The sequence below is a fragment of the Nonomuraea sp. NPDC050404 genome (assembly GCF_040655495.1).
Lineage (GTDB): Bacteria > Actinomycetota > Actinomycetes > Streptosporangiales > Streptosporangiaceae > Nonomuraea.
On the sequence record NZ_JBFAKB010000013.1, the window covers coordinates 78,057 to 90,096 of the forward strand.

A 12,040-nucleotide genomic window follows, 5' to 3' on the forward strand; every position below is an offset into this window, starting at 1 on the left:
CTCCTTGGATCACACGATGGGCAGCCGGGCCCGGACGGGTGGCAGGGTGAACGGCCGGTGCGGCAGTTCCTGGTACCAGTAGGCGACCGAGGACAGGTCGTCCTGCCGGCGGTTGGCGTGGCCGTGCTCGATGGTGACCTTGATGGAGGTGGTGAAGGGCACCGGGTCCTCGATGTGGAAGCGGTACATCGAGATCTGACCCGACCAGTTCTCCCCGCCCGGCAGCGTGAGGCCGTGGTAGGGGGCATGGTAGGTCTGGCTCGGGCACCAGGCGGTGTTGAAGTAGTCCTCGGTGCCGGTGCCGTGCAGGCTCGGCGGGAAGGCCTCGCCGTCGATGAAGATCATGTCGTCGCCCTCGCCGTACCAGTTCCAGTCGGAGGTATGGCGCAGGTTGGTGACGTTCAGGACGCAGCCCACGTAATGGCCGCGGCCCTCGGCCTCGAGGATGACGTAGTTGCCCGCCCCGTCGGTGTTGGCGCCGCCGAACAGGTATTCGGCGTTCGGCATCGTGCCCTGGTCGAGCCCGTCGGTGGGGTTCTCCCGCCGCCACTGCGCGTGGAAGCGGCCCAGCCCCTCCCCCAGTTCGTCGAACTCGTCGTAGTCGATGTAGTAGTAGAACCAGAGCACCTCCTCCTCGCACTCGCTGGTCAGCTCGAATCTGGCCCGGCTGCCGAAGGGCATGTGGAACCAGCAGTTGAGGGCCTTGCCGTCCTGCGGGCTCATCTGCAGCGGCGCCGAGACGAAGTTGGCGGTACGCGCGTGGCCCATGCCGAAGAAGTCGCCCAGCGGGACGAGCACGCTGGGGTGCTCGTTGTCGTCCCAGAAGACGCGCAGGACGAGCTTGCGCAGGAAGTCACGGTCGGGGGTCTGTGGCGTGCCGGGATCGCGGGGCGCCACGGTCATCCAGATGTGGTTCACCGAGCCGGCGCCGCGGATGTCGGCGAGGGTGATGGTCTGTCCGGGCGCGAGCGTGACCCGGTCGTCGTTGCCGCCCGACCGGTCCCAGCTCGACACTCTCCTGCGACGGTGCGAGCGCAGGCGCGGCAGGTCGCGCAGGCTGCTGCCGTACGGGCCGTACGTCAAAGTGCTCCTCCTGGAAATCTGTTTCCCGCGGTCACGACTTCACCAGGGCGAAGTCGTCGAACTGCAGCCACATGTCGCCGTTGTCGGTCCAGATCCCGGCGAAGATCTCGACCGCGCTACGGTTTCCGCTGTTGAAGGTGACGGCCTGCTTGGTCCAGGCGCCGAGCGCGCGGAAGTTGAGCTCGGCGAACGGCGTGCCGCCCGGGGCGCGGACGCCGAAGAAACCGTTGTCGTTGTTGGGTGAGGTGCGCAGCCACCCGGTCAGGGTGTAGGTCGTGTTGGGCGTGACCTGGACGACCTGGGAGATGTCATGCCAGCCACGGTTGTGGCGGACGAAGGCGTTGCGGTCGGCGGTGAAGGACCAGGTGCCGTGGTCGATGCCGCCGTTGCCGCGCACCGACCAGGGTGCGGCGACCGCCGCAGTGGTCTGGCGTTCAAAGCTCGGGTCGCTGACCAGGTTCGGGTTGGTGATGGTGGCGTCGGGGTTGAGCTGTACCCGGATCAGGTAGACGTTGTACGGCGTCCACTGTGACAACGCCAGGTAGAGGTCGTTCCCGGACGACCAGGGGTGCATGTAGCCGCCGTACAGTCCCGGATAGTCGGCGTCGGCGGCCACGACCGCCGGGCCGCTCCAGGGGCCGGTGGGCGAACTCGCGCTGCGCAGCACGATGTCGCCGCCCCGCAGGTAGGTCATGAGCCACTTGCCGGTGTGGGCGTTGTACTGCACCGACAGTTCCGCCACCGGTCCTTCGACGATCGGCGCGGCGAGCGTGTCGGCCCCGGACTGCCAGGCGCTGCCCGTCCAGTACTGGTAGGCGGACTTGGTCAGGACCGCGTTCTCGGGCACCCGCGACAGATGGGCGGCGCCCTGGCGGCCGTTGGGCGTGCCGAACATGTAAACAAAGCCGTCGCGGCGCACGAAGGCCGCCATCTGGAAGTGATTGGCGCCGCCGGGGTTGTCCCAGCGGGGGCCGCCGGTCATCCAGGTCTGGCCGTTGTCGTCGGAGTAGGCGATGGAGGCGTAATTGGTGTCCCAGAGGCCGGGCGCGCCCCAGCGCCGTACCGACATGTAGGCCAGGTACTGGCGCTTGCCGACGGATATCCCGGCGGTGGGGATCACGGTGATCTCGTCACCGTCGATCTTCTTGCTCGGGATCAGCTCCTTGGCGTGGCCGGGTGCGTCGGTGGCCGCGCTCGCGAAGGACATGCCGTCGGCGAGGTCGCGGTCGGTGCTGCGCAGCAGCACCTGGCTGCGCCAGTCGCCGCCGTTGCCGCCCGGAGGCTGCCAGGAGTGGCCGAAGGTGTCACCGAAGGCGGCCAGGATCTGGCCGCTGCCGTTGTCCCACATCACGCCCAGGTCGGTGGCCTGGATCTGCCAGGTGGTGTCGGTGGCGCTGAGCGAGCCGGCACCGGTCATCTTGCTCACCACGACGGCCGGAGAGTGCGCCGTCGAAGCCTGGGCGGGCCCGGCGAGGGCGAGGCCGAGGAGCGGGATGAGCGCGAGACGTAAGGGTTTCATGGGGCCCTTTCAGGAGATTCCGCACAGGTGTACGCGCATGCCGAGTTCGGCGAAGGCGGCGGCCTTGGCGGCCAGCGCACGGTCGGCGCCGGCCGCGTCGTCGGCGTAGGCCACGTTGAGGTGGTTGGCCCGGTGGCGGGCCATGAACTGGTCGCGGGTGACGCCGTGCAGCACGGCGTGCATGATGGGCCACTGCGGGGTGGTGGCGTCGAGCCTGCGCCGGGTCTCGGCTTCGGGCAGTTCGATGACGGTCGCGCGGCCGAGGTCGGCGTGCAGCGCGCCGTCCATGACGAACACGCGCGACCAGACGATCTCGCCGGGCCTGGCGACGCCGCTGAGCGTGCCGCCGCCGAGGGGGAAGTACATCGCGGGTTGCCGCATGCTCCAGGAGCGGTGGTAGCCGCCGTGGTGCGAGGCGGGGGCGGAGCCGGAGATCTCGAAGACCCAGACGAACCGTCCGTCGTAGTCCTCGCCCCAGCGCACGTCGTGCAGCGTGGTGGCGGGGTCGAGGCCCATGGCGGTCCAGAGCCGGTTGGTGATCAGCGCGTCCACGGCGGCGCCCTCGTCGACCTCGTTGAAGTGCGGCAGTGCCCGGCCCGCGTAGAGCTCGCGGGAGCCGCCGCGGTCGCGCACCGGTGGCCGGGAGACGTTGTTGAGCAGCCCTTCGGCCAGGTCGCTGGCCGGGACCACGTCCTTGAGGCCCTGCTGGTACTGGATGCCCACGGCGTCCAGGCCGAAGTCGTCGGCGATGCGCAGTGCGGCGATGTACATCTTGAACTGGCTGGTCAGCTGCGCCTCGGTCAGTTCGGTGGCCTCGTCCTCACCCAGGTGGAAGGTCAGCCCCCGGTCATCGAGCCAGGCGCGGACCTGCCGGGCCTCCTCGTCGCCCACCCTGAGCATCTCGGCGACGAGCGCGCTCTGCGACAGGCGTTCCTTGTAGATGCCGAGGGGGTTGAGCAGCTCGTCGTCGATGATGGCGTTGTACATCCCCATGCAGCCCTCGTCGAAGACGCCGAGTATCGCCTTGTCGGAGACGAGGTGTCTGGCGACGGCCGCGCCCAGGGCGGCCTCCGCGCTGTCGGCCGCCGGCTGGTACGCGGTGACGTGGCTGATGTCGTGGTGCAGCTCTCCGCTGTCCAGCCACGCTTTCAGGTTGGCTCTGGACCGGTCGTCGGTGAAGTCCTCACTCCACAGCAGCGAGTACGGCCGCCCCGCCTTGGTCAGGCTCCCGGCCAGATTGAGCAGGCCCACCAGGCCGGGCCACCGTCCGCTCCAGTTGGCCACGACCAGGATCGGGCCGCGATGGCCACGCAGCCCGGCCAGCACGTGGTGGCTGTACTGCCAGACCGCCTCGACCACGATGAGCGGCGCCTCGGGCGGCAGGCGCTTGAAGACCTCGATGCCGGCGCGCTGGCTGTCGATGAAGCCGTGGCCGGCGACCTGGTCGACCTGGTGGCCGCGCCGTACCGACCAGCCGAGCTCGCGCAACGCCGCGGACAGCTCGGCCTCCAGCTTCTCCTGGGCCGGCCAGCAGGTCTGGTTCGCGTTGTGCCGCAGGTCGCCGCTGGCGACCGTGTAGACCACGCCGGGTTCGGCGGCGGGCCGTTCGATCGCCTGGGGGAATTGGTACATGTCTGCCCTTCATCGATGCTGCCGTAAGAGGCGCCGACCTGGGTGTCCCGGACTCCTGCGTCCGGGGGGCCGCTTCGCGGGCCGGCGGATGTCGCCGCCTGGTTCGTGATGATCGTGGCGTACGGCGAAGCCGGTCGCCTCCGGCGCGGCCCTGTGCAGGTCGCCGCGGGGGTGTGTGCGAGGGTGAGCCGGCGAGCCCCGGGGTTCGTGATCGGGGTGCGCTCGCCGGCTGAACATGCCTCGTCTGGGCAGGTCGCGGGCTTAGGTGTGGATTAGTGGGTCCTGGGGCAGGCGCCGGATGTACGGCCGATGCGCCTTCGCGTTGTGGTCGGGCTCGGCTTCGGCGGGCCATGCGATCTCGGGGGCGGCACGCCCTTGCTGCCGGAGTTGACGCCGAGCACGTACATCGCAACCCCTGAGAAATCGATTGCTGATGTCCGCAGACGCTAATGAACACTCCTCACAGAGTCAACAGCTTGACGGTGCGGACTCTTGCCAGGGACGAGACCGCCAGTAATCGATTGCCAAGTGAAAAGGCTCGTTCTCCCGCCGGGCGGATCCGTCCGGTCAACGCCGGAAACAGATGTCTTGCCACCCGGACGTACTGGGACGGTCATGCCGCTGCCGTCGGGCGGACACCTTGGCGGTTCAGGATCGTGCGCGCCCTGAAGATCCTTCGGAAAGGACCAGCATGCTCGCACGAGACCGCGCCGCCGAGCCCTCCCGCCGTCCAAGGAAACCATGGTTCGTCCTGGTCACCGCCATGGCGACCGCCCTGGCCGTCACCATAACGCTCCTGGCCACCGCCGGGCCCGCGTCGGCCGGCGACGCCCGGGTCCGCGTCATGACCTACAACATCCGCTACGCCTCCGACACCCCGCCCAACGCGTGGCCCGACCGGCTCCCGGTGATGAAACGCCTTCTGCGTGAGCACCGCCCGGACCTGATGGGCGTCCAGGAGGCGCTGTGGCGTCAGATGCGGGACATCGAGGCCGCGTTCCCCGAGTACGACTGGATCGGGATGGGGCGGCAGGGCGGCACCCGAGACGAGTTTTCGGCGATCTTCTATCGTAAGGACCGCTTCGAACTGCTCGACTTCGACAACTTCTGGTTGTCCGACACTCCCAACGTCATCGGGTCGGCGACCTGGGGCAACCAGATCACCAGGATGGTGACCTGGGGGAGGTTCCGCGATCGGCGTACCGGCGAGGACTTCTACCACGTCAACACCCACTTCGACCATCAGTCGGACAACGCCCGGGTGAAGAGCGCCGAACTGGCCCTGCAGCGGGTGCGTGGCTTCGAGGCGGGCCGTCCGGTCGTCTTCACCGGAGACTTCAACGCGGCCGCGGAGAAGTCGCAGCCCTATACGGTCCTCACCGGTGAAGACGCCTTCGCCGACACGTGGCGGACCGCGCTTCGCCGCGGGCCTGCCTACAACACCTTCGGCGGCTGGAAGCCACCCGTCCCCGATGGAGACCGGATCGACTGGATCCTGTCCCGGGGTGACGTGGAAGCGCTCTGGACCGAGATCGACCCCTACGAGCGCAACGGTCAGTACCCCTCCGACCACTACCCGGTGATCGCACATCTGAAAATCGGCGCTTCCGTGTAACACACACGCCGCGGCCTCGCCTCCGTGAGCCGGGTCGGGCTCACGGGGCGGGCGCGGGCGGGCACACCCGCGCCCGGGACCGCAGCCGCCCGGCCATGTGCGTGACGGCGAAACGCAGGTAAGACGACAGGGCAACGTGCTGCAATAGCCTGCGTAAAAGCCGCCACATGGGTTCGGACCCGGTCTTCCGCATAACCCTTTCTCGCATTCCGGCTTTCTCTCCTCAGACGAGCCCTGCGATTGCGCGGTTCTGCGGTGCGGGAATCCATGTGCCACGAAAGGAACGCATTGAGAAAGCAGTTAGTCGCCGCACTGATGGCGGGTCTCGTTCTCGTGACCGCGCCACCCGTCGAGGCCGCCGCACAGCCGGACGCGCCGGGCGGGCGGGCGGCTTCGGCCGGAGCGTCCGCGTCGATCGACTGGGCGGAGTGCGGCACCACCTTCAAGGGTGAGTGCGCCACCGTCAAGGTGCCGGTGGACCATGCGAACCCGTCCGGCGCCACGCTGGACCTCGCCATCGGCCGGCTCAAGGCGCTGGACCCCGCACGACGCCTCGGCGTGCTGATCGCGCATCCCGGAGGCCCGGGAAGCTCGGGGATCAACTCCTACATCACCGGCCGTGGCATCCCGGACGACAGCCCGCTGCGCCAGTACTTCGACATCGTGAGCGTGGATCCGCGTGGAGTCGGCCGGAGCAACCCCGTGCTGTGCAGCGCGGACCTGGTGCACGGCACGCCGGCCGACTATCCGGCCGGCGAGGCCGACTATCAGACCTGGCTGGCGTTCAACTCCAAGCTGTCGCAGGATTGCCGCGAGCACACCGGAGCGCTGTTCGACCACGTCAGCACGACCGATGCGGTCCGGGACATCGACGCGATCCGGGTGGCGCTCGGCGAGCGGGAAATCAGCTTCTTCGCGATCTCCTACGGCACGCAGGTCGGGCAGCAGTACGCCGAGTTGTTCCCGCAACGCATCCGGGCGATGGCGATCGACTCGAACATGGATCACAGCATCACCTCGGCCTATGAGTACCTCAAGACCACGACGGAGGACTTCGAGGGCTCCTTCCTGGAGTTCGCGAAGTGGTGCGGCGACACCTCTGCCTGCGCGCTGCATGGCCGGGAGGTGACACGGGTCTGGGACGGGCTCCACGACCGGGCCGAGGCGGGCCGGTTGATCGACCCGGGCACCGGCCGGGCGATCTCCGCCGAGGCGCTGCGCATCGAGTTGTTCAACGCCCTGTACAACCCGGCGCGGGACTGGTTCGCGATCTCCTCGCGGTTGAAGGCACTGGCCGACGGCGAGCCCGCTCCCCAACCGGCCACCACACCGGCGACCGCCGAGACCACCGGCTACCCGTATCCCGCCATCTGGTGCTCGGACTGGAAGTGGAACGTCAGCGGATTCGCCGAACTGGACCAGTACAGGCAGCGGCTTGAGTCGCTCGCCCCGCACACGAAGATCTCCCCGTTCTGGTTCGACGTCCTGACCTGCCTCGGCTGGCAGGGCAAGGTGTCCAACCCGCAGCACAAGCTGAAGATCAGCGGAACACCGCCGATGTTGCTCGCCAAGGCCCGTTACGACGTCGCGACACCTGCCGCGTGGAACTACGCGGCGGCCTCGCAGATCCCCGGATCGACGGTGCTGGAGTACGACGGTGTGGGACACGGCCAGTTCCGCAACAGCCGGTGCGCCCGCACGCACATCGAGGCCTATCTCATCAATCTGAAGCTGCCGGCCCCCGGCACGCGCTGCGCCGCCGAGTATCCGGTTCAGCAGCCCAAGGCGGTCGAGCACGCGCCCGAGTCTCCGCTCTCGGTGATCGGCCGCCCCCAGCACGGCCGCTGATTCAATCAGAGTGGCGCCCGGGCGCCACTCTGATTTCTGCCGGATAGATGAGACAGGCACATGACCGCAAGACGACAGTATCGTCATGGTTTCATATTTACGCCATTGTCTTCGGCACTCTTACGAAAGGCGACGAAGAATTGCGTAAACCAATTTCCGCCAGGACCGCGACGGCCGGCATAATGCTCGCTCTACTATGCCTCGGTACGCCGAACTCCGCGTGGGCGGACAGCCCGACTCCGAGCGAAGCGCCGCACAGCCGGGCGTCGGGCGACGTACAGATACAGGATGAAAGAGACAATTGCCGTAGCTGGTACACCCCGTGGGACCCCGATCAGGGCGCGGCCGCAGCGGGTTCGTACTGCTGGACGCCCTATAGGGCGCTACAGCACCAGGTCCTGCTCCTGTGCGACATAGGCGGGTGGTCCTGGAGCCCCTGGACCTACAATTACCAGGAGTCTTGGACCACCTGCGTCTTCGGCAGCGGCGCTTCCGGCGCCAGCCTCAACCTGATCTACTGACGATCAGGCATGTCGCTCGAACGGAAGGCACCGCGTACGCGAGCCCCGTGGGTGGCCGCACTCGCCGGTGCGGTCACCGCCCTGGGCCTCGTGGGCTGCGCTGCCGTTGACGGGAGGAAAGAGCCTGACGCCCAGCCGGCAAGGCCCTCCGTCCCGGCCGTGCCGGATCCCGGCTCACTCCGGCTCCCGGTCGACCGGTACCTTCTGGACGACCGGCAGCTGATCTTGCGTGCGAAGGCCGGCCAGAGGTTCCTGAGCCGCTGCATGCGCGGATTCGGGGTGGACTTCCCGGAACACCTCACCTCGCAGCCGGCGCGTCCGCGAGCCGCTCACGTGGAGCGGCGTTATGGGCTGGCGGACCTGCGACGAGCCGAGCGCACAGGCTATGACCTGGACGATCGGGCCACGCCGCCGAAGCCGTCGGCGACCTTGACGTCGGACCAGTTGACCGTGCTCGGCGGGTCCGCCAAAGGCGCGGCCCACCGTACGGTGAAGACCTTCCGGGGGAAGAGCCTTCCCGAAGGCGGATGCGCCGGCGAGCTCTCCCGCCTCTTCCGCGACGCACACGTCGACAACAAGCTGCTGCAGCGAATCGATCTGGCGGGATTCTCCAGTATTTCCCGGGACGCCCGTGTCAAGAACGCTCATGCCGCCTGGTCGGCGTGCATGAAAAGGCGCGGATTCTCCTATGCCGAACCTCTGGAACCGGCCAAGCGTTTCATCGGCGCCGGGACGTCGCCGGGCGAGGTGGCCACGGCCACGGCCGACGTGACCTGCAAACAGGCCACGAACACCGTCGGCATCGCCCATTCGGTCGACGTCGAGACGCAAACCGCGATGATAAACCAGAACCTTGGCCGGCTCGAAGAGACCGGGGAAATCAAGAAGGCCCAACTGGAGATCATCGACAGAATACTGGCTCGATGATGCTTCCCGGGGTGGCGTATAACGTAACCGGTGTTGATCGCCCGCCGTTGTGGCGATCAACACCGGTTCGGCATGTTCAGCCTCGGGCGTGCAGGCGACGGTGCAGCGCGCGCACCTCGCCGGCCAGTTCGGGGACCGGTCCCTCCACGGTCAGGCCGGGTGCGATCTCGTTGATGGGCAGCGTGCGGACGGGTGGCGTGGGCACGCCGAGTTCGGTCAGCCAGGAGGCGAGTTGCCCGGACGACGTCGCGTACACGATGCGTCCGAGCCCGGCCCAGGCGTGCGCGGCGGCGCACATCGGGCAGTGCTCCCCCGAGGTGTAGACCGTGGCGGCCGCCCGCTCGGCCGGCGTGAGGTGCGCCGCCGACCAGCGGGCCAGGGCGAACTCCGGATGTTGCGTACGGTCGCCGCCGGCCACCCGGTTGTGGTCCTCGGCCAGGACGGTGCCGTCCGCGGAGACCAGCACCGAGCCGAACGGTTCATCGCCCGCGTCGAGGGCCTGCCTGGCCAGTTCGACGCAGCGACGCAGGTGCACAAGGTCCGATTTTCCGATCATCGTACTTTCTCGTCATCGTGATGTGGACGGCGGTGCCCTCGACGTCAGGCGAACATATGGTGCCCGGGGCTCAGCAGGTGGCCGGGGTCGAAGCGGGTCTTCGCGTCTTCGACCGTCGGCCACAGCCGGCCATAGTGCGCCTGCCAGTCGGCCTGTGTGAGCGCGACGGCGCTGACGGGGTAGAGGTAGCCGCCGGCGCTCCGGACCCGCTCGTAGATCGCGCGGTTGGCCACGACGAGCTTGTCGGCCAGAACGGGATCGTCGGCGGGGAACCGGATGAAATTGCAGACGAAGGCGACGTCCTCCTCCGGCAGGCGCATCAGCGGAGTGCGGGCGCGACCGGGCACGATCGGGTAGAGCAGAATGCGCCCGAATTCGCCCAGTTCGTGCGCGGCCACCTCGGCGAGCAGCTCCGTCATCACCTGTTCGGCGGTCGAGTCCGGGAGGAAGGTGTTCAGCCAGGGGTGCGCATGGTGCCACGCCCCCACCTCGCGCAGATGGGCCTCCAGCTTGCTGAGCCGCTGGTACAACTCGCCGAACGACAGGTCGACGGTCTCGCCGTGCGTGCACTCGTCGCCCGCGTCGGCGAGGGCCGCGTCGTCTGGTCGCGAGTCCGCCCGGCATCCGACGGCTGCCTCCACGACGTACTGCCAGCCCGGGCCGTCGGGCCGGATCGCGCCCTCCAGGTAGTCGACGCGGTCCGCGGCGAGCAGCCGCCGCTGCGCGGCCATCATGGTGCGGATGTCCGGGAAGTACAGCGTGTGCAGGCGAACCCGCTCAGGAGCCGGGATGAGCGGCACCACGGCCTTGGTGATGACGCCGAACTGGCCGTGCCCGGCGCGTACCGCGTGGAAGAGCCGGGGGTGCCGGCTCGCCGAGCAGGTGACGATCTCGCCGTCGCCCGTCACCACGTCCAGTTCGAGCACGTTGCAGCTCTGGAAGCCGTGGCGGAAGGTCGCGCCGCCCAGGCCGCCGGCGGAGATGGTCCCTCCGACGGAGAGCCGGACATAGTCGGTGAGCGTTGGCGGGGTGAGGCCGTGCGGCAACGTGGCGTCGAGTACGGACTGCCAGGTCGCACCCGCCTCGGCGACCACCCGATCGGGTCGCGTCACATGCACCGCGTGCAGCGCGCTCGTGTCGATCACGAGGCCGTCCTGTACCTGCGCGCGGCCGTAGACGGAATGGCCCTGGCCCCGTACGGCCATCGGCATCCCGCGGCCGGCGGCCCAGCGCACCGCGTCGGCCACGCCCCGGGCGGACTTGGGCCGATGGACGGCCGCGGGCCGCCTGCTGATCAGGTGCCCGAAGTCCTCGGCCGCGCGCTCGAAGCTCTCCTCGTCGATACCGGGTCCTGTGGTGGTGGCCTGTGGCCGGTTTTCGCTCATCGTCGCCCCCGAAGTTGCTTGTCATACCCTCTGAGCACCGTAGGGCCGGCCATCGCGCCCTGTCTTGAACGCAATTAACCTCTGCCCAGCCGGCGGAACGTGGTCGAGGGGAATGAGATGGTCCCTGACGTCGTGGGCGCGATCGGCGGGACGGCTGCCGTCGACGAAGCCGGTGGGGGTGGTGCCGGTGAACTCACGGAAGTCCCGGGCGAGGTGGGCCTGGTCGGCGTAGCCGCACTCGGCCGCGATCTGGTGCCAGTCGGGCAGCGCGGAGCGATCCAGGCAGGCCAGGAGCCGGTTGAAGCGCACCAGCCGGGCGACCGTCTTGGGCGGCAGGCCGGCCTGCTGCCGGAACTTCGCGATCAGATGTTTGTGGCTCCAGCCGACGTCCGCGGCGATGCTCTTGATGGGGACGGTGCCGCTGCTGGTCAGCAGCCGCTGCCAGGCGAACGACACCGCGGCGGCCGGTCGCGGCCCGTCCTGCGCCCGCCGCAGCAGGTAGCGGTCGACGGTCTGGAAGCGCCGGCCCCAGGACGGCGCCGCGCGTACCTGCTCCAGCAGCCGGTCGCTGTCGCCGCCGAGCAACTCGCCCAGATCCACCAGCCTCGCGCTCACCTCGCTCATGGGCACCCCCAGGATGGTGTACGCGCCGAGCGGCGCCAGCCGCACCTCCAGGTAGGAAGGCGCGCAGGGTCCTTCGATGACGGCGCACCGGTCATGGCCGCCGTTGACGAAGGCGGGCGGCCGGAGGGCGGAGTCACAGATCTTGAGTATCAGCGAGACGGACGCGGTCGCGGGGCGCACCATGTGATCGTGCGGCGCGGCACCGGCGTCGTAGCCGGAGTATCCGCGAGCGAGGAGAGGGCGCAGCCCGGGATGCGGCGCGCCGACGACGCGCGGATTTCGTGCTTGTTCGAAAGCTGCGGCGATGTGTGCAGACATTGCTTCTCTGAG

9 protein-coding genes are annotated in these 12,040 nt (G+C 68.7%); 3 read left to right on the forward strand and 6 right to left on the reverse strand.

The window, feature by feature from the left end:
- Nucleotides 1-9 precede the first annotated feature (9 nt).
- Genes AB0I81_RS33205 through AB0I81_RS33215 form a run of 3 tightly spaced genes read right to left on the reverse strand, consistent with a single transcriptional unit; the run spans nucleotide 10 to nucleotide 4,234 of the window.
- Nucleotides 10-1,083, reverse strand: a complete 1,074-nt coding sequence (locus tag AB0I81_RS33205) for a glycoside hydrolase family 172 protein (protein ID WP_360664638.1) — start codon at nucleotides 1,081-1,083, stop codon at nucleotides 10-12.
- A gap of 31 nt (nucleotides 1,084-1,114) precedes the next feature.
- Entirely contained in the window at nucleotides 1,115-2,602 is a 1,488-nt protein-coding gene (locus AB0I81_RS33210) for a DUF4185 domain-containing protein (RefSeq protein ID WP_360664641.1), read from the reverse strand.
- 9 nt (nucleotides 2,603-2,611) lie between these two features.
- Nucleotides 2,612-4,234, reverse strand: coding sequence for a hypothetical protein (locus AB0I81_RS33215; protein ID WP_360664644.1), 1,623 nt, complete (start codon nucleotides 4,232-4,234; stop codon nucleotides 2,612-2,614).
- 691 nt (nucleotides 4,235-4,925) lie between these two features.
- On the opposite strand from AB0I81_RS33215, the gene AB0I81_RS33220 reads away from it, so the two are divergent.
- From AB0I81_RS33220 to AB0I81_RS33230, 3 genes are all read left to right on the forward strand, one after another.
- Nucleotides 4,926-5,849, forward strand: a complete 924-nt coding sequence (locus tag AB0I81_RS33220; protein ID WP_360664647.1) for an endonuclease/exonuclease/phosphatase family protein — start codon at nucleotides 4,926-4,928, stop codon at nucleotides 5,847-5,849.
- A 288-nt stretch (nucleotides 5,850-6,137) separates the two neighbouring features.
- Nucleotides 6,138-7,697 (forward strand): alpha/beta hydrolase, encoded by a 1,560-nt coding sequence (locus AB0I81_RS33225; protein ID WP_360664649.1) that lies wholly within the window; start codon nucleotides 6,138-6,140, stop codon nucleotides 7,695-7,697.
- Between the two features lie 572 nt (nucleotides 7,698-8,269).
- On the forward strand, nucleotides 8,270-9,145 hold the full coding sequence (locus tag AB0I81_RS33230; RefSeq protein ID WP_360664652.1) for a hypothetical protein: 876 nt from the start codon (nucleotides 8,270-8,272) through the stop codon (nucleotides 9,143-9,145).
- Nucleotides 9,146-9,221: 76 nt separating this feature from the next.
- Here the strand turns inward: AB0I81_RS33230 and AB0I81_RS33235 are convergent, their stop codons facing one another.
- From AB0I81_RS33235 to AB0I81_RS33245, 3 genes are read right to left on the reverse strand one after another with little or no spacing between them, the layout of a single operon-like run.
- Nucleotides 9,222-9,701, reverse strand: coding sequence for a nucleoside deaminase (locus AB0I81_RS33235; RefSeq protein ID WP_360664655.1), 480 nt, complete (start codon nucleotides 9,699-9,701; stop codon nucleotides 9,222-9,224).
- Nucleotides 9,702-9,745: 44 nt separating this feature from the next.
- Nucleotides 9,746-11,086: an FAD-binding protein gene (locus tag AB0I81_RS33240; RefSeq protein ID WP_360664658.1), complete on the reverse strand. Its 1,341-nt coding sequence runs from the start codon at nucleotides 11,084-11,086 to the stop codon at nucleotides 9,746-9,748.
- Between the two features lie 21 nt (nucleotides 11,087-11,107).
- Nucleotides 11,108-12,028, reverse strand: a complete 921-nt coding sequence (locus AB0I81_RS33245) for a helix-turn-helix domain-containing protein (RefSeq protein ID WP_360664661.1) — start codon at nucleotides 12,026-12,028, stop codon at nucleotides 11,108-11,110.
- Nucleotides 12,029-12,040 lie beyond the last annotated feature (12 nt).